This is a genomic window from Brenneria roseae subsp. americana, from assembly GCF_003115815.1.
In the GTDB taxonomy this organism is placed as follows: domain Bacteria; phylum Pseudomonadota; class Gammaproteobacteria; order Enterobacterales; family Enterobacteriaceae; genus Brenneria; species Brenneria roseae.
This window is the reverse complement of the sequence record NZ_QDKJ01000006.1, coordinates 26,614-45,563: the sequence shown is the minus strand read 5'-3', so window position 1 is coordinate 45,563 and position 18,950 is coordinate 26,614. Positions and strand designations below refer to the sequence as shown.

General features: G+C 51.7%; 15 protein-coding genes. 8 read left to right on the top strand and 7 right to left on the bottom strand.

Annotation, left to right across the window (positions count from 1 at the left end; genetic code table 11):
* Nucleotides 1-74: 74 nt before the first annotated feature.
* Nucleotides 75-1,007, top strand: a complete 933-nt coding sequence (gene tus, locus B4923_RS09125) for a DNA replication terminus site-binding protein (RefSeq protein WP_109054240.1) — start codon at nucleotides 75-77, stop codon at nucleotides 1,005-1,007.
* 160 nt (nucleotides 1,008-1,167) lie between these two features.
* Entirely contained in the window at nucleotides 1,168-1,581 is a 414-nt protein-coding gene (locus B4923_RS09120) for a hypothetical protein (RefSeq protein WP_109054044.1), read from the top strand.
* A gap of 62 nt (nucleotides 1,582-1,643) precedes the next feature.
* On the opposite strand, the gene fumC is transcribed toward B4923_RS09120, so the two are convergent.
* Nucleotides 1,644-3,041, bottom strand: a complete 1,398-nt coding sequence (gene fumC / locus B4923_RS09115) for a class II fumarate hydratase (protein WP_109054043.1) — start codon at nucleotides 3,039-3,041, stop codon at nucleotides 1,644-1,646.
* A 171-nt stretch (nucleotides 3,042-3,212) separates the two neighbouring features.
* On the opposite strand from fumC, the gene manA reads away from it, so the two are divergent.
* From manA to add, 4 genes are all read left to right on the top strand, one after another.
* Nucleotides 3,213-4,385 carry a mannose-6-phosphate isomerase gene (gene manA / locus B4923_RS09110; protein ID WP_109054042.1) on the top strand — a complete coding sequence of 391 codons (1,173 nt, stop codon included), beginning with the start codon at nucleotides 3,213-3,215 and terminating at the stop codon, nucleotides 4,383-4,385.
* A 65-nt stretch (nucleotides 4,386-4,450) separates the two neighbouring features.
* Complete coding sequence (locus B4923_RS09105; RefSeq protein ID WP_109054041.1) at nucleotides 4,451-6,004, top strand: YdgA family protein; 1,554 nt, start codon at nucleotides 4,451-4,453, stop codon at nucleotides 6,002-6,004.
* Between the two features lie 90 nt (nucleotides 6,005-6,094).
* Complete coding sequence (locus B4923_RS09100; RefSeq protein WP_109054040.1) at nucleotides 6,095-7,057, top strand: arsenic resistance protein; 963 nt, start codon at nucleotides 6,095-6,097, stop codon at nucleotides 7,055-7,057.
* 98 nt (nucleotides 7,058-7,155) lie between these two features.
* On the top strand, nucleotides 7,156-8,172 hold the full coding sequence (gene add / locus B4923_RS09095; RefSeq protein WP_109054039.1) for an adenosine deaminase: 1,017 nt from the start codon (nucleotides 7,156-7,158) through the stop codon (nucleotides 8,170-8,172).
* A gap of 54 nt (nucleotides 8,173-8,226) precedes the next feature.
* Here add and B4923_RS09090 read toward each other — a convergent pair whose 3' ends face one another.
* The 6 genes from B4923_RS09090 to B4923_RS09065 all read right to left on the bottom strand — a co-directional run bounded on the left by B4923_RS09090 (nucleotide 8,227) and on the right by B4923_RS09065 (nucleotide 15,217).
* Complete coding sequence (locus B4923_RS09090; protein ID WP_109054038.1) at nucleotides 8,227-9,216, bottom strand: bile acid:sodium symporter family protein; 990 nt, start codon at nucleotides 9,214-9,216, stop codon at nucleotides 8,227-8,229.
* Between the two features lie 176 nt (nucleotides 9,217-9,392).
* Nucleotides 9,393-10,439, bottom strand: coding sequence for an oxidoreductase (locus tag B4923_RS09085; RefSeq protein WP_109054037.1), 1,047 nt, complete (start codon nucleotides 10,437-10,439; stop codon nucleotides 9,393-9,395).
* An 89-nt stretch (nucleotides 10,440-10,528) separates the two neighbouring features.
* The gene (gene araC / locus B4923_RS09080; protein WP_109054036.1) at nucleotides 10,529-11,464 is read right to left on the bottom strand and encodes an arabinose operon transcriptional regulator AraC; all 936 of its coding nucleotides are present in this window, start codon (nucleotides 11,462-11,464) and stop codon (nucleotides 10,529-10,531) included.
* Nucleotides 11,465-11,586: 122 nt separating this feature from the next.
* Nucleotides 11,587-12,573 (bottom strand): L-arabinose ABC transporter permease AraH, encoded by a 987-nt coding sequence (gene araH, locus B4923_RS09075; protein WP_109054035.1) that lies wholly within the window; start codon nucleotides 12,571-12,573, stop codon nucleotides 11,587-11,589.
* An 18-nt stretch (nucleotides 12,574-12,591) separates the two neighbouring features.
* Complete coding sequence (gene araG / locus B4923_RS09070) at nucleotides 12,592-14,115, bottom strand: L-arabinose ABC transporter ATP-binding protein AraG (RefSeq protein WP_109054239.1); 1,524 nt, start codon at nucleotides 14,113-14,115, stop codon at nucleotides 12,592-12,594.
* 118 nt (nucleotides 14,116-14,233) lie between these two features.
* A complete protein-coding gene (locus B4923_RS09065; protein WP_109054034.1) occupies nucleotides 14,234-15,217 on the bottom strand; it encodes an arabinose ABC transporter substrate-binding protein in 984 nt (327 codons plus the stop codon).
* 375 nt (nucleotides 15,218-15,592) lie between these two features.
* On the opposite strand from B4923_RS09065, the gene B4923_RS09060 reads away from it, so the two are divergent.
* Nucleotides 15,593-17,278, top strand: coding sequence for a ribulokinase (locus B4923_RS09060; protein WP_109054033.1), 1,686 nt, complete (start codon nucleotides 15,593-15,595; stop codon nucleotides 17,276-17,278).
* Between the two features lie 50 nt (nucleotides 17,279-17,328).
* Entirely contained in the window at nucleotides 17,329-18,834 is a 1,506-nt protein-coding gene (gene araA / locus B4923_RS09055; RefSeq protein WP_109054032.1) for an L-arabinose isomerase, read from the top strand.
* The last annotated feature ends 116 nt before the right edge of the window (nucleotides 18,835-18,950 follow it).

Below are 18,950 nucleotides of genomic sequence, written 5' to 3'. Positions count from 1 at the left end.
TGTAAACCCGGTTGCTGATGGGTTCGATTGGGTATATATAGATAAGTATGTTGTAACTAAAGTGATTGATGATTATGAATCGCTATTCCCTGATTAACAGAATGAACGTGTGTTTTGCTTCTCTGGAAGAGAAACTGGCGGAAATGCAGATGATGTTCGCATCCTTCCGCCTGCTGGCTGGACGCGTATATTCACTCCCCTACATCGAAAAAGGCACCGAGCACGATGTTATTGAACAGATTCCGGTAACTCAACATGCCGGCATTGAAGCCCGTGACAAAGGTCTGGCACATTTTCAGCACCTGTTCATCCATCACTACCCTGCAACAGTCAGTAGTAAAGCCGCCATTCGCTTGCCGGGCGCCTTGTGTTTTTCCGTTAATCAGGATGAGTATCATCAGGCGGGTCAACTTGTTGATGACATTAATACCTTGAAGAAAACGCTGGAGCAGATCATTACCGTCGAATCAGGGCTGGCGCCGGAACAACGCTTTGAGTTTGTGCATACGTATCTGCGCGGTTTGATTACGCTAAGCGCCTACCGTTCGCTGATGTTGCTCACCAATCCGGCTTCAGTACGTTTTGGATGGGCAAACAAGCACATCATCAAAAACATGAGCCGTACGGAACTGCTGGAAAAACTGGAGAAAAGTTTGAAAGCCGAACGGGGTTTGGCGCCCTACAGCAAAGAGCAGTGGGCCGAATTGGTGGAACAGGAAATCGAAACTGTACTAAGTCTGCCTGAACACGCGAAATTAAAGATAAAACGCCCGGTAAAAGTGCAGCCTATCGCCAGAGTCTGGTATGCGGAACAGCAGAAACAGGTGCAACACCCCTGCCCGTCCCCGCTGCTGATATTGAGCCAACAGGATAATGGCAATGATGTGCCGATTATTGGTGAATTAAACCATTACGATGCAAACAACATCAAACATAAGCACAAGCCGCAGGCTACGCCACTGCGTTTACTTATTCCCCGATTGCATCTCTATACCGATATTTTGTAATATCGAAGTGAAAAAGCAGCTGGTCGCATCTGAATTTGAATTAAGCATTCAATTATTAAAGCTCAATCAGGGATAAAAGAATGAGTACTCGTAGCGATATTATTGATGGCCGATTGGCTCCCATTCGGAATTATGGTTTAGCCGCGTGGCGACAAGTGATATGAGCAAATCTAAAATTATCGCTGCATTGGTATCAGTAATGGTACTGCTGTCATTAATATACTTCTGGCCGTCACTAAGGATACTGTTATCAGACAGCGCTTATTATACCGAAAAAGACGAAAGGCAATATAACCTGCTTACCGATGATATAATAAAATACTGTCCTAGAATCTCTGCCGACTATGAGTTTAGTTACGGCGCCGCAGAAGGACCGGGCAAGGAGGTAAGTGCAATTACATTTAAAAACTCCACTGATATGGATACAATAAAAAACTATTTGAGCTTGATGGGGTTCAGCTTAGATTATAGCGATTTCAGTGGTGAATATTGGAAATCGGCTAATTCAGATAAAATTGTACATATAGGCATTATTGAAAATCCTAAAACCACTGTAGTTGAAGTATTAAAATAATAAATGACTCATGCAGTGACTGCTCCCAGTTCTATCAGGTCAGGAGCAGTCAAGTTCGTCATTTACGCTTTCAAGCTACCAACCATATCCTGCGGTCGAACCCATTCATCAAACTGGGCTTCCGTAAGGTAACCCAATTTCAGCGCCGAGGCTTTTAACGTCAGGCCTTCTTTATGGGCTTTTTTGGCGATTTCAGCGGCTTTGTCATAGCCGATATGCGTATTCAGCGCGGTTACCAGCATCAAAGACTCGTTCAACAGTTGATCAATTCGCTCACGATTCGGCTCAATGCCTATTGCACAGTGCTTATTGAAACTATTCATGCCATCAGCCAGCAAACGAACGGATTGCAGGAAATTATGAATCACCATCGGACGATACACATTGAGCTCAAAGTTACCGGACGCGCCCCCCATATTAACGGCCACGTCATTCCCCATAACCTGACAGCACAGCATGGTCATCGCTTCACACTGCGTCGGATTCACTTTGCCCGGCATGATGGAGCTACCCGGTTCATTTTCAGGAATGCTTAATTCGCCAATCCCACAGCGTGGCCCTGAAGCCAGCCAGCGGACATCGTTAGCGATCTTCATCAGCGAAGCCGCAAGTCCTTTCAACGCGCCGTGTCCGTGAACCAGCGCATCACAGGTGCCCAATGCCTCGAATTTATTCGGTGAGGTGACAAACGGTTGTCCGGTCAACTTCGCCAGTTCGGCCGCCACGCGCACCGCATACTCAGGATGCGTATTCAGGCCCGTTCCCACCGCCGTTCCCCCCAACGCCAGTTCACAAATATGAGGAACGCTGTTTTCAATGTGCTTCAGATTATGCTGCAACATTGCCGCCCAGCCAGAAATCTCCTGTCCCAACGTTAACGGTGTGGCGTCCTGTAAATGCGTTCGCCCGATTTTCACAATGTCTTTGAACTGTTCCGCTTTCGAGGCCAACGTCTGATGCAGTTCTTTCAGTTCAGGAATGAGATGTTCATTAACGGCAATAACCGCCGCCACATGCATTGCGGTAGGAAAAACATCGTTGGAACTTTGGCTTTTGTTCACGTCATCATTAGGGTGAACCAATCTGCTGTTTCCTCGCTCCCCTCCCAATAATTCACTGGCGCGATTGGCCAGCACTTCGTTCATGTTCATGTTGCTCTGCGTGCCGGAACCGGTTTGCCAGATGGCCAGCGGAAATTCGCCGGCGTGTTGACCAGCCAGCACTTCATCAGCGGCCTGAACAATGGCATTGCCTCGTTCGGCTGGCAGCAGTTTTAGATCCATATTGACGCTGGCCGCCGCCCGTTTTGTCTGAGCCAACGCATAAATCAACGCTCGCGGCATTTTCTCTTCAGAAATGCGGAAATGTTCCAGTGAACGTTGCGTCTGAGCCCCCCACAGGCGATCGGCAGGTACATCAATCGGTCCCATTGAGTCTTTTTCAATACGCGTCGTTGTCATTACCTTTTCTCCTATATGGAATAGCCTTAGTTTCACTCTCTGGAATAGTGGCACACAAAACATTACCATGATGTGAACCGGTACAGTGTATTCATCACTGACTGGTTTATTAATTATATTAACCAGTTAAATTATATTAATTAACAAGTTATTCAATCGTAGGGAGCCAACATGCAAAAAATGCTCAACCGTGTCCAGCATTATGCCTGGGGAAGTAAACACGCTTTGACTGAGATGTATGGCATTGATAACCCTAATGATTTACCAATGGCAGAGTTATGGATGGGAGCCCATCCGAAAAGTAGTTCCCACCTTGTGGATGAGAATGGCCGCGAATGTAGTCTGCGAGATCTGATTGCCGGGGATTTATCGACCCATCTGGGAACGGCGGTAGCGCAGCGTTTTGGCGAATTGCCTTTCCTGTTTAAAGTTTTGTGCGCGGAACAGCCGTTATCCATCCAGGTTCACCCAAGTAAATCAGCCGCAGAACAAGGTTTTACCAAAGAAAATGCGGCCGGGATCGCACTGGATGCGGCTGAAAGAAACTATAAAGACGCCAACCATAAACCCGAACTGGTTTTCGCCCTCACGCCATTTCAGGCGATGAACGGTTTTCGAGAATTATCTGAAATTGTCACATTGCTCCAGCCCGTCGCCAGCGCCCATCCATCGATTGCTGCGTTTTTACAACAGCCGGACAGTAAAAATCTCGCCATGCTGTTTGCCAACCTGCTGAGTATGGATGGCGATCAAAAAAGTCGGGCGCTGGGCGTCTTAAAGGCGGCGTTAAACAGCCAGCAAGACGAACCCTGGGCTACCATTCGAGAAATCACACGGTTTTACCCGGATGACAGCGGTCTGTTTTCTCCGCTGCTGCTGAACGTCATTACTCTGCAACCCGGTCAGGCCATGTTTTTATATGCGCAGACTCCCCACGCATACCTGAAAGGTGTGTCTCTGGAGGTGATGGCCAACTCGGATAACGTACTGCGGGCTGGGTTAACGCCAAAGTACATTGATATTCCGGAACTGCTGGATAATGTTAAATTTGAAGCAAAACCGGCCTCGCAATTGTTGACCGTCCCCATCAAACAGGGAAATGAACTAAACTTCCCCATTCCTGTCGATGATTTTGCCTTTTCACTGCATTACCTGAGTGATACGCCGCAAACGCTCGCGCAAAACAGCGCCGCGATTGTTTTCTGCGTTGACGGTAATGCGCTGCTGCAAAAAGACCGGCAGCAGCTCAGGCTTGCGGCCGGAGAGTCCTGCTTCATTTCTGCCAGTGAGTCTCCGGTAAGCGTTCAAGGACAAGGGCGTATCGCCCGTGTATTTAATCGGTAAAAACCGGTCATTTCGTTACGCCCTCAAGATGAAGGGCGGCATTGCTTAATAAAGGATAAATTAAAATGAAGAAGTCGTTAGTTGCCGCAGGCGTGATTATTGCTCTGGGGGCCGTCTGGACCGGCGCATCCTGGTATACAGGTAAACAATTGGCTCAACAGCTTGATGGATTTACCGATACGCTCAATACACAGTTGAAAAAGAGCTATCCTGATGCTGGCCTCAAAATCGTGTACCGCGATTATCAGGGAGGCATATTCAGCAGTAAATTATCTTATGTTCTTCAGACTGATGGGACGGCTAAAGGGGCGCAGATCCTTGCGCCAGGCGAGGAAGTGGTGCTCAATGAAACCGTTTCTCACGGTCCTTTTCCTCTGGCCCAGGTCAAGAAATTCAATCTGGTTCCGGCCATGGCGTCCGTACACAGCGAACTGGCCAATACCGCAGCCGTTAAGGCGTTGTTTGAGTTAACTAAAGATAAATCATTCTTCACCGCTGAAACGCGGGTCGCCTACAACGGCGATACTCAGTCTGTCGTCACCCTGATCCCGGTGGACTTTCAGAATAACGATCAGAAATTCGTATTCAGCGGTACAGAACTGCTGCTTGATATCGGCCGAGATTTACGCAGCAGCAAGCTGGAAGGCACCATCAGCAACCTGATGAGTGAAAAGAAAAACCCATGGGGCGAGACCGAAAAACTTGTCGTGAACGATTTCACCCTGAAAGGTAACAATCAGAAAGGCAAATTCGATCTTGATTTAGGCGACGCGGATCTTTCCGTCAAATCGCTGACTTTTTCGGTTGAAGGCGGTGACCCTGTCACGTTCAATAACCTCTCCCTGCAAACCAGCATGACGGAAGATGATAAAAATTTGGCGGGTAAACTGGCGCTGGCGCTGGAATCGATGACCATCGCTGAGCGCAATCTCGGTTCCGGCGCACTCAACATGTCCATCTCGCAGCTTGATGGCGAAGGCGCAAAGCAGTTCGCTACCGCTTACCAGCAGAAGATTCAGCAAATTCTGCAAAATCCAGACGGCATAGACCCGGATATGTATCAGCACGAGATTGTCATGACGTTCCTGCAATACCTGCCGCAATTACTGAAAGGGAACCCGAATGTCACCGTCTCCCCCATTAGTTGGAAAAATAGCAAAGGTGAAGGCACATTCACTCTCGCGCTGGATCTGACCGACCCGCTGCAAAACAGCGCGAAAGCAACCGATCCCACCGCTTCCGATGAAGAAAAAATCATCCTACAGTCGGTGAAAACGCTCGACGTTAAATTGAATGTACCATTAGCCATGCTGGCAGAGTTGATGATTCAGACCGGACCGCAACCCGCAACCGATGAAGAGAAGAAACAGGTCGCCGACATGGCGCAGCAGCAGGTGCAAATGATGGCAGGCATCGGTCAGATGAACCAACTGTCCGTCACCAAAGACAACGCGATCACCAGTTCACTGCAATATGCTGACGGTCAGGTTGATTTCAACGGTAATAAAATGTCGTTGGCCGAGTTTATCGCGCCATTTATCGGCCTGCCGGCCGAAAGTGGTGAAGAATCTCAACCCAATGTTCAGGATGACCCGGTTACTCCGCCTTCGGCACAGTAACCTGTAGTCATTTTCAGTCAACGTCCTGTGGCGGCCGGCCGCTGCCACAGGACGTCCTGCCCATCCCCGTTTTCCGTCACGAGACTCGACATGCTCGCTTTCAGAACCTTCATGGAAACGCATCAGACGGCGATCTACTTCGTCACCGTTATCCTTGCCGCCCTGATGGCGCAGGTTATCCCCGACGCCGAATCGCTGGATGTGGCTATCAATCCGGCACTTGCGTTGATGTTATTTGTAACTTTTTTACAGGTGCCGATGACCGCGCTGGGGAAAAGCTTTACCCAACTGCGTTTTCTTGCCGCACTGCTGACGGCTAATTTTATCGCTATCCCGCTATTTATTTTTTGCTTACTGCCTTTTTTGCCGGACGAGCCTGTCATTCGATTTGGTATGCTGCTGGTCCTGCTTGCGCCCTGCATTGATTACGTCGTGACATTTTCTCAGATCGGCCGTGCCGATGCCCCACGACTGCTGGCCGCCACGCCCGTCTTGCTGATGGTTCAAATGCTGGCACTGCCGCTTTATCTTGGCCTCTTTCTCAATAAGGAAGCCGCCGCCTCCGTTCATCTCACCCCGTTTTTACACGCCTTTGTCTGGCTAATTGCCATTCCTCTGCTGGCGGCGGCCGCCATTCAATGGGGAAGCTCACGCCGTCAGTCGATAAAAACAATGTCAGATGCCCTATCGTTTTTGCCCGTTCCGGCCACGGCGCTGGTGTTATTCGTCGTCGTGGCCTCAGTCATGCCACAGCTTCAAAGCGCCTGGCGAACGGTATTAACCGTACTGCCGTTCTATGTCCTCTTCGCTATCGTCGCACCAACCCTGGGCTGGATAATCGGCAGGCTATTCCGGCTTGATGCGCCCGGCGGCCGGGCGGTTGCTTTCAGCGCTGGAACACGCAACTCGCTGGTGGTACTGCCGCTGGCGCTGGCGATGCCGGGCGCCACGGCAATATTGCCCGCCATCATTGTCGGCCAAACCCTGGTCGAATTACTTAGCGAGCTGATTTATATCCGAATTATTCCCCGGCTTGGGCGCATTCAAAATTGAGATGATTTTTTTTTGCAACAATTGGCTATTTGTTGCCATTTCTTTTTATACTTCATTGCACTTAACGGACGATTATCAGCTTTTGTAAAGAGTACATTATGATTGATTCACAACTCCCACTGACGGATATCCATCGTCATCTGGATGGAAATATCCGGGCACAGAGCATTCTGGAACTGGGGAGACAATTCAATGTTGCCTTGCCTGCCAATGACCTGGCAGCACTGCGTCCACATGTTCAAATCACCAAAAATGAACCGAATTTGCTGCGTTTTCTGCAAAAGCTGGATTGGGGCGTTGCGGTTCTGGGATCGCTGGATGCCTGTCGCCGAATCGCTTACGAAAACGTTGAAGACGCTGTCAATGCAGGGCTGGATTACGCAGAATTGCGTTTCTCCCCCTATTACATGGCCATGAACCACAAGCTCCCGATTGCAGGCGTGGTTGAGGCTGTCATTGACGGTGTTACCGCCGGTTGCCGCGATCGTGATATCGATATTCGGTTGATTGGTATTATGAGCCGCACGTTCGGCACCGATGCCTGCCAACAGGAATTGGATGCGCTGCTGGCTTACCGCGATCAGATTGTAGCCCTCGATCTGGCTGGCGATGAGTTAGGCTACCCCGGCGAGCTTTTCTCATCACACTTCCGTCAGGCGCGTGATGCCGGCTGGCATATTACCGTACATGCCGGAGAAGCGGCCGGCCCGGAAAGTATCTGGCAAGCGATTAACCAATTGGAAGCCGAGCGCATCGGGCATGGCGTGACCGCGATTATCGACACCGCGCTAATGACTTACATGGCTGAACACGGTATCGGCATTGAGTCCTGTCTGACGTCCAATATTCAGACCAGTACCGTTGAATCGCTGGACAAACACCCGCTGCTCCATTTCCTGCGCCACGGCATTCCAGCCACCATCAATACTGACGATCCGGCGGTTCAGGGGATCGAAATCAGGCATGAATATGAAATCGCGGCGCCTCTGGCCGGGTTAAGCGCAAGAGAAACCCGTCAGGCTCAGGAAAACGGTCTGAACATCGCGTTCCTGGGCGAGCAGGAAAAACAACAGCTACGTAAAAAAGTGTTGCGCAAGCGCGGCATATCGTCTTGATCCGATGTCTTCCCGTCCTCCCCTTGCCGGGGAGGCGCGGTAATCCATTATCGATTATTCAGCTACCTGCTCAGCCTGTTTGATGCGTCTGGCATAGCGCTGAGCCAACGCCGCGCACACCATCAACTGGATTTGATGGAATATCATTAAGGGCAACACCATCGCGCCCACCGCAGCGGCAGGAAACAGGACGTTCGCCATCGGAATGCCGTTCGCCAGACTTTTCTTGGAACCGCAGAACACGATAGTAATCTCATCGGCCGTATTGAAACCCAGTTTGCGCGCCGCCAGCGTATTCACAATCAGTACAATCGTCAGCAGCAGCATGGAACAACAGACCACGGCCAATAAAGACCAGCCATTAATCTGTCCCCAAATCCCCTGAACAACGGCTTCACTGAACGCAACGTAAACCACTAAAAGAATAGATGACCGGTCAGTAATATTAACCAGTTTACGATGCCGCTCTACCCAGCCGGCAATCAGCGGGCGTGACAGATGCCCGATGACAAACGGCACCATCAATTGCATGATGATCGAACCGATGGCATGCAACGTATCGGTTTCTCCACCCTGCGTATGCATGAGTAAGCCAACCAGAATCGGCGACAAAAACACGCCCAGAATGCTGGAAGCTGAAGCACTACAGATGGCGGCCGCGACGTTTCCGCCGGCCATCGAGGTGTAGGCGATGGCGGACTGTACGGTTGCCGGCAACGCACACAGATAGAGAAAGCCCAGATACAGCGTCGGCGTCAGCACGACCGGCACCAACAGCGTCATGCCGATCCCCAGCAGCGGGAAAAGAATAAAGGTACTGGCAAAAACGACGATATGCAGCCGCCAGTGCCCCATTCCTGCGGTAATCGCTTCCCGGGACAATTTTGCGCCATGCATAAAAAACAGCAGCGCGATAGCTGCTGTCGTCAGATATTCAAAAAAGACTTTCACTTCACCTTCACAAGGAAAGAATGATGCCGTAATGACAACCAAGACCAATATCAACAAAAACGTATCAATCCGTAACCGCTGTAACCACCCCATTATTCATACCTTATTCCGCAAGCTTAAAATTAGCCCAATTTAAATAGTACAGGCGATCCTAAGATCGCCTGCCTAAACAAAACGCCAACTATCTGCGATAAAAAATCGCCGGAAGCAATTTTCAACGTTGCCGGTAACGGCCCGAAGGTGGCGGGCAGGGATTGCCCGCCATAAATCTAGCTATTTTTTATCGTCATGATTTTTTTCTGTTGGTAAGAAAGTAATCCCAACTCAATCAGTTCCATCACATGGATGGCCTGATGAACGCTGACCGGATTATCCCCTTTACCACTTAACGCATCACGGATCGCGGCATAGTAAGCCGGATAGTCGCCGGGTAACGTCGGAACGGCCTGCTCGACCATCATGCCATCACGATGCAGCGTCAGCACGCCGTCACGCTTATCCTGTCCCCAGTTCACTGACGGTGGACGTTCGCCCGCTTTCAGATGATCCTCCTGCGGATCAAGACCGTATTTCACAAAACTGCCCCGCGTGCCGTGGACAATATAACGCGCCGAGGCCGCTGCCACCAGCAGGCTGGCGTGCAGCACGATGCGGCGCTGGGGATAAATCAACGTCGCGTGGAAATAGTCAACCGCTTTGCTGCCGGGCCTTAATTGCGCCATATCGACCTGAATCGCCACGGGTAAACCAAATAGCTGTAGTGACTGATCGAGCAGATGCGGGCCCAGGTCGTACCAGATCCCGCTCCCTTCGCTACCGTCTTCCCGCCAGCGATGACGAACTTCCGGACGGAAACGGTCGAAGTGAGATTCCATATAAACCACATCACCCAACGCGCCGCTTTGCAGCAGATTTTTGAGCGTAAGAAAATCACTATCCCAGCGGCGGTTATGAAAAACCGAGAGAAGTTTCCCGGCATGTTCTGCCACGGCGCCAAGCTCATGCGCCTGTGACAACGTGACGGTAAAGGGTTTGTCAACCACGACATGCTTCCCGGCTTCCAGTGCCTGGCGAGCCAGAGGAAAATGCGTATCATTCGGCGTGGGAATAACAATCAGATCAATATCCGGGTCGCTAAACAGCGTTTGCGGATCGTGTTCAACTCGCATGGTTGCCCAGTCAGCATGGACTTTATCCGCATTGCTGCTGGAAACCGCCACCAGTTCCATCCCCGGCGTACCGGCAATTAACGGCGCATGGAAGGTTTTGCTGGCGTAACCATAACCCAGTAACCCAACACGAACTGTGTTACTCATGAGATTCCCCTTAGATGCTACTGCGTAATGTAAAATTCAGTATAGCACCAGGGGAAGCCGCTATTTTGGGCGATGGCAGTCAATTCCGGTCAGGCGCCAACGGCATCTGATATCGGGTTCCCCCATCGTGGAGCCTCGCGTGTTTTAGCCGCCGGGTAATTGATTTCGCTGCTGCGACGCCGGAAATCACTGGGGCTGACGCCAACGCGTTTACGGAATACCCGGGAAAAGTAGAGCTGATCATCATAGCCGACCACCCTGCCGATATTGGCGATCGACTCCTGCGTCGTCTGCAACAGCAGTTTGGCGCGGATCACCCGCTGATCTTCGCGCCAACGCAGAATGTTGATACCGACCTGTTCGCGGAACAGATGCGCCAGACGCGATGGCGACAGGCAAACATGCCGGGCCACTTCATCAATCCGCAACTCACCCGCCAGATTACTGGTAATAAACTGGCAGGCCTCAATCACGCGCGGATCCATAATTTTCTGCGGACTCTGAGGATCTTCTTCCATTGCTCTCAACAACAGGCGTTCAAGCAGGTTCATCCCCAGCTCTTCCGAAAAACGCCGTCCTGAACGTTGCGTTTGTTCGATATTGGCAAACAACCGATCAAACTCCAGCAACAGCTGATTATTTGGCAGGCTCAGACGCCCCACGCCGCAATTCCGGGTATGCCATTCGAGCCAATCAGCCCAGTAGGCGCGCGGTCGGAAATAAACCCAGCGATGATACCAGCAGTCGCTACTGGGGGAGCGTCCGTAAAAATGCTTGGATTTAGGGGGAAACAGGAGTAAATCCCCGGGATTACAATAAAAAGCATCATCACCGTCAAACACCTGTCCTTGCCCTTTGATAGTGAGATTAATGATGTAACCTTTCATGCCATCGGGCCGATCGATAAAGAAATCGAGCGGTCCTTCAGCCAGAATGGGGGTCAACCCGGCGACCAGATACGCGTTGAACGAATACCCCGGCAGCAACGGATTGGACTGGGATTCATGCGCCATACGGTGATACATCGAACCTCCGGAACACGTCAGTAAAAACTCAATTTATCCTGCGTCATATCCATACGGAAAACACCGCCGGCGGCAGCCCGAAGCGATATCCGTCCGCACGGATATGACGAATCGATAAACGTTTATACGGTTTTCTTCGACAGCTGTTTGTAACGGTCAAAAATCACCGCGGCCAGCAGGATCAAACCACGTACCACATATTGTGCAAACGGCGAAATATTCAGCAGATTCATCGCATTTTCTACCGTGCCCAGAATCAGCACCCCGGCCACCACGTAGGAAATTTTGCCGATCCCGCCTTTCAGCGATACCCCGCCCAGCACACAGGCGGAAATGACGATGAGCTCATAACCGATGGAGGTCATCGGCTGTCCGCTGGTCATACGTGATGCCAGAATGATGCCCGCCGCCGCGGAAACCAGACCAGAAAGCGCAAAGATGATGATCTTGGTGCGCACCACGGGCACCCCCGCCAGACGCGCCGCTTCTTCATTCCCCCCAATCGCCAGTGTATTACGGCCAAACGTGGTTTTATTCAGCAGCAGTCCAAACAGGATCATACAGCCCACGGTAATCCAAATCGGCGCGGGCAATCCCAGCCAGTTGGCATAACCTAATTCAAAGAAACGTTCATCTTCAATCCCAACCGCTTTACCATCGGAAATGATATAGGCCAGGCCGCGTGCAATCTGCATGGTGGCAAGCGTCGTAATCAGTGCGTTGATTTTTAGTCGCGCGATGACGAAACCGTTTAGCAAACCGAACGCCATGCCCAGCAGCAGCCCAGCGCCGACACCAATCCACAGGCTTTCACTGATATTGATGACCACCGCGGTCGTTACCCCCGCACAGGCAATGATCGACGCCACCGACAGGTCAAAATCACCGGAGGCCAGGCAGAACAACATACCGCAAGCCACCATACCGGACATGGAGATAGCCAGCCCCAGCCCTTTCATATTAATAAAGGTGGCAAAGTTAGGCACAAAAATAGCGCATCCGACAAACAGTACGGCAAAAACCACCAGCATGCCGTAGTTATCCCAAATGCGGGAGATCCCCATACCGCTTTTCTTCTTTTCGGGGGTAGCAGACGTAACCGTTGACATTATTTTGCTCCTTCGCGGTCAGGCAACCGCAGATTCGATATCGGGGGTTCGTAACATTGCCAGACTCAGTACCTTCTGTTCCGTGGCCTCTTCATGTTGGAGCTCACCGGAAACGGCACCTTCACGCATCACAATGATACGGTCAGCCAGCCCAAGCACTTCGGGTAAATCGCTGGAAGCAAACAGCACGGCAATGCCTTGCTTTGCCAAGGCATAAATCACATGATAAATCTCATGCTTGGCGCCCACGTCAATCCCGCGGGTCGGTTCATCCAGCAGAATGACTTTCATATCTTCTGACAGCCAGCGTCCAAGAATGGTCTTTTGCTGATTTCCCCCGGACAGGTTCATAAGCAGCTGTTCCGCAGAAGGCGTTTTGATATTCAGCGCGTCAATGCGACGGGCCGCGTTATCCTCTTCCCACTGATTATTGATGATGAACCCGGCTTTCACGCTTTTACGCCGCGCACTGATATTAATGTTGTCGCGCACCGAGTGAACGGGAATGATGCCGTCAGCTTTGCGATCTTCAGGACACAGCATCACCCCTTGTCGGATCGCGTCGATCGGCGAATTCACCACCAACGGTTTGCCATCCAGCAATACCTCACCCGAAGTAATCCGGGTGGCGCCAAATAACCCTTTCATCAATTCACTGCGGCCCGCGCCCACCAAACCAAACAGGCCGACAATCTCGCCCTGGCGCACATTCAGCGAAACCGTCGATTTTACGCCGGGCGCTTTCACGTCTTTCAGCGTCAGTCGTTCTTCACCATGCGGGCGCGGCGCGTAACCATAGATATCCCCCAGGTCGCGTCCCACCATGGCTTGTACCAGCGATTCATGGTTTACCTGCTGCATATCGTCAAACGTGCGCACATAGCGGCCATCTTTAAACACGGTAATCGCATCACTCAGAGCGAAGATTTCTTCCATTCGGTGTGAAACATACAGAATGACTCGCCCTTCACTGCGCAACTCTTTAATAACCCGGAATAGCTGTTCTATTTCACGGGCCGAGAGCGAACTGGTTGGTTCGTCAAACGCAATAATTTTGGCATTGCGGGCCAGCGCCTTGGCGATTTCCACCATTTGCCACTGCCCGATAGACAGGTATTTCAGCGGGGTATCCGGATCAAGATCCAACCCCAGGTGTTCAAGTTGCAGTTTGGCCTCATAACGCAGCAGAGAATAATTGACCATGCCGTATTTGTGCGGCAACTGACCAAGATAGATGTTTTCCGCAACCGTCATTTCCGGAACCAGATGTAATTCCTGATAAATAATCGCCACTCCGGCATTCAGGGCGTCCATCGTGTTATTGAATTGAACCGGCGTATCCTGAATATGAATTTCCCCGGCCGAGGGGGCATAGTTACCACTCAGAATTTTCAGCAACGTGGATTTACCCGCCCCGTTTTCCCCCATCAATGCATGGATCTGCCCGGCCTGGCAGGAAAAACTGATATCTGAAAGCGCCTTGACACCGGGAAACTCTTTACCAATTCCATGAAACGACAAATAGGGTGACTGTGCTGTCATGTCCGTTTCCTCATGGTTAACCACCGGCGATAACGCCAGTGGGTTTCGATTCCGCCATGCTTTGGCGGGTTGAATCACATTTATGGGTAAACGCACGGACATCCTTGTCCCACCCGACTTACATCAGCCCTTTTTTCTCCAGTTCGACCTTGAAGTTTTCACGGGTAATCAACACCACGTCGGTAACTTCGGTGAATTTTTCCGGCTCAACGCCCTTGGTCACCCACTCGTTCAGCATCTGGATACTCTTATATCCGTGAATATCCGGACTTGGCAGCAGTGAACCATAGAAGCCGGTGGCCTGAGCTTTGGACAGCTCGCTCACCGCGTCCACGCCATTGATGCCGATGCCAATCACATTTGCGGCTTTAAAACCCTGACCTTCGGTCGCCCGAACGCCGCCCAATACGGTGTTGTCGTTCATGCCCACAATCAGCCAGTTTTTCACTTTGGCGTGCTGAACCAGCATGGAGTTAGCGGCATCAAACGCGCCGGGGATATCGTTGGATTTGGTAGGGACCTGATAGATTTGCTGTTCCGGGAAACCGGCGGCTTTCAGGGCTTCCATCGAACCGCTGGTACGGCGGCGCGCGGTATCCAACTCATTTGCCGTAATGGCCATGACGGCGGTTTCTTCCACCTTCCAGCCGCGATTGTTCATTTCTTTCCACAGTTCCTGACCTTGACGCTCACCGATTTTGGTTGCGGCCATCATGACCAGCGGCACCGTGTCCATCGGCTCACCTTTGGCGTTGACAAACTGATCGTCCACCGCGATAACCTTCAAATCGTAACTACGTGCTTTGGCGACAATGGCTGGCCCCAACTTGGGATCGGGCGTACAGATAACAAAACCTTTCGCCCCGCTGGCCGCCAGACTGTCGATAGCATTAAGGGTTTTTTCCCCATCGGGAACCGCAATTTTAATCACATCAAAACCGAGATCTTTTCCTGCTTTATCAGCAAACTTCCATTCAGTCTGAAACCAAGGTTCTTCCGGTTGCTTTACCAGAAATCCCAGTTTCAATGTTTCGGCGATAGCCGATTGTGACATAACGGCAGCCAGCCCGATCGTTGCCAGCACCTTAGTGAATTTATGCATGATGTTCTCCGATATATTTATCTTTTTATACGTCAGCCAGGCTGATGTATATCATCGTTCTCGGTAGGGCAATTTCAGTCTGGATAAAGGAAAAACACAGACTTAGCATCATTCCTTTACTCAGCAACATTCAGACGCTCTATGTTTTAACCGGTATTTTCATCAAGAATATAGAGCGCTATCACATACCGTAACAACGACAGGTTTGTGCATACATTTAGCAAATTTAACCAGTTATTAACTTTTGACCACCATCACAAAATGACTGCTGGTGACAGAAAAATACATACTTCCAGCTAACGGCTCCTCACGCCCTGACTTATCCCCTGCCTATTGTTAACAACAATAAAAAGCAGGATTAACAGGAGCGAAACGATGAGTGCGGGTGCGATTACTATTGGCCTCGATTTCGGCAGCGATTCGGTGCGCGCGCTGGCCGTTGATTGCCAGTCCGGGCAGGAATTAGCAACAGAAGTGGTCTATTACCCTCGCTGGCGTGAAGGCAAGTATTGCCAGCCCGCCAACAACCAGTTCCGACATCATCCGCTGGACTACATCGAATCGCTGGAACAGGCCATCCGGGTCGTTGTCGGGCTGCTGACGGCAGAACAGCGTCAGCAGGTTATCGGGATCGGTGTCGACTCCACCGGTTCGACGCCGGCGCCGATAGATGAACAGGGACAGATTCTGGCGCTGCGTCCCGAATTCGCCGATAACCCCAATGCGATGTTTGTCTTGTGGAAAGATCACACGGCGATAGAAGAAGCCGAAGCGATCAACACGCTGTGTCGCCGCGGACCATTTCCGGATTACACCCGCTATATTGGCGGCGTCTATTCTTCCGAATGGTTTTGGGCGAAAATCCTGCACGTATCACGTGAAGATGCGCAGGTCCGCCAGGCCGCCGTCTCCTGGATCGAATTATGTGATTGGGTTCCCGCCCTGCTTTCCGGTACGGTGGCGCCAGAGAACATCAAACGCGGGCGCTGTAGCGCCGGTCACAAGTCACTCTGGCATCCTGACTGGGGCGGTTTGCCGCCCAAAGATTTTCTGCACGCCCTTTCCCCCTGCCTGACCGAACGTTTGCAATACCCGATGTTTACCGAAACCTGGACAGCCGATCTGCCGGTCGGCACCCTCACCCCCGAATGGGCGCAGCGGCTTGGTTTGCCGGACAGCGTGACGATTGCGGGCGGCGCGTTTGACTGTCATGTCGGCACCGTTGGCGCCGGCGCGCAGCCTTATACGCTGGTTAAGGTCATCGGCACCTCCACCTGCGACATTTTGATCGCCGATGAGTCCCGTATTGCCGATCGCACAATCGCAGGGATCTGCGGTCAGGTGGATGGCAGCGTGGTGCCCGGCTATATCGGGCTGGAAGCAGGACAGTCCGCTTTCGGTGATATGTATGCCTGGTTTGGCCGTCTGTTGAACTGGTCTTTGCAACAGGCCATCAAAGATTATCCCGAACTCAATGCGCCACTACAGGCCACGGAAAGTAAACTGCTTGAACGACTCACGCAGGCATGGGCCGAGAATCCAACGCTGGATCATCTGCCCGTTGTCCTCGACTGGTTTAACGGACGCAGAACGCCGTTTGCGAATCAGCGGTTAAAAGGCGTGATCACCGATCTCAATCTCGGCACCGACGCGCCAACGCTGTTTGGCGGCTTCATTGCCGCCACCGCTTTCGGCGCTCGCGCCATCATGGAGTGTTTTGAAAACCAGGGCGTCCCGGTTGAGAACATTCTTGCGTTGGGCGGTATCGCACGTAAATCCCCCACCATCATGCAGGTTTGCACCGATGTCATGAATCGCCCGTTGCAAATCGTTGCTTCCGATCAGTGCTGTGCGTTGGGTGCAGCCATTTTCGCCGCCGTCGCCGCGGGTGAACATGCCGATATTCCGACGGCACAACGCCATATGGCCAGCAGTATTGAACGCACGCTGATGCCGGATAGCCAACGCGTGGCCCGCTATCAGCAGCTTTATGAGCGTTACCAGCAGTGGTGTCACGTGGCTGAACCCGCTTACAACCCGAAAGCCAAGGCAGAAGCTTAATCATCGATTATTTTCTTCCCCTGCGCGGGGATACCGAAACAGGAGTCATCATGGATCATTTTAAGCAGCTTGAAGTCTGGTTTGTTATCGGCAGCCAGCACCTTTACGGACCAGAAACCTTACAGCAGGTAAAAGAGAATGCGGAAAGAGTCGTCGCGGGTCTGAATCAGGACGGCGGTCTGCCCGTTAAACTGGTGTTGAAACCCCTGGTGAAAACACCGGACGAAATCACATCCCTGTGTCGCGATGCGAACTATCAGGATAACTGTATTGGCCTGCTCACCTGGTTGCACACGTTTTCTCCGGCCAAGATGTGGATTGGCGGACTCCGTATCCTTCATAAACCGCTGCTGCAATTCCATACCCAGTTCAACGCCGAAATCCCGTGGGACACCATGGATATGGATTTTATGAACCTGAATCAGACGGCGCACGGCGGCCGTGAATTCGGGTTTATCGGGGCACGGATGCATCAGGCGCATCAGGTGGTGGTCGGGCACTGGCAGGATAAAAACGCGCACCAGCGCATCGCCAAGTGGATGCGCGTCGCCGCGGCGATTCAGGAAAGCAAACAGCTGAAGCTGGCGCGTTTTGGTGACAACATGCGCGAAGTGGCCGTCACCGAGGGCGATAAAGTCGGGGCGCAGATTCAGTTCGGTTACTCCGTTAGCGCCTGGGGGTTGGGCGATTTGGTTGCCGTTGTCGATGCGGTCTCCAAAGGTGATATCGATACGCTGATTGAAGAATACGAAGCCAGTTATCAATTGACGGACGCCGTCAAGCTGCATGGTCCCAATCGCCAGAACCTGCTGGATGCGGCACAGATTGAACTCGGCATGAAGCGTTTTCTGGAACAGGGCGGCTATAAAGCCTTTACCACCGATTTTGAGAACCTCTATGGATTGAAACAGTTACCGGGGCTGGCCGTACAGCGGTTGATGCAACAGGGTTACGGTTTTGGCGGCGAAGGTGACTGGAAAACGGCGGCGCTACTGCGCATCATGAAAGTGATGGCGCATGGATTGCCGGGCGGCACCTCATTTATGGAGGATTACACTTATAACTTCCAGAATAATAACAACCTGGTGGTGGGCTCCCATATGTTGGAAGTTTGCCCCAGCATCGCCAAAGAACAGAAACCGATTCTGGATGCGCAACATCTGGGCATCGGCGGTAAGGCCGATCCCGCCCGTCTGATCTTCTCTACGCCTGCGGGACTTTCTCTCAATGCCAGCGTCATTGATATGGGGGATCGCTTCAGAATGCTGGTGAATCAGGTCGATGCCATCGAACAACCCCGCCCGCTGCCCAAGCTGCCGGTGGCGCGGGCGATTTGGCAGGCCCAGCCGTCATTGGACGTGGCGGCCGAAGCCTGGATTCTGGCAGGCGGCGCGCATCATACGGTATTCTCGCAGGCGCTGGATCTGGACTATATGCGCCTGTACGCCGAAATGCAGAATATTGAATTACTGGTCATCGATAACGATACGCGTATCCCCGCGTTTAAAGACGCGCTGCGCTGGAACGAAGTCTATTACAAGCTTTGCACACAGTAAGGTGAAGTTAACTGAGGCGGCTTCGGCCGCCTTCTTTCCGATTTATGCCGCGATATCAAAAATCAGATTTCTTTTTCTATCCCCTCTGGACAGCGTTTCTCTCGTGCATATACTTA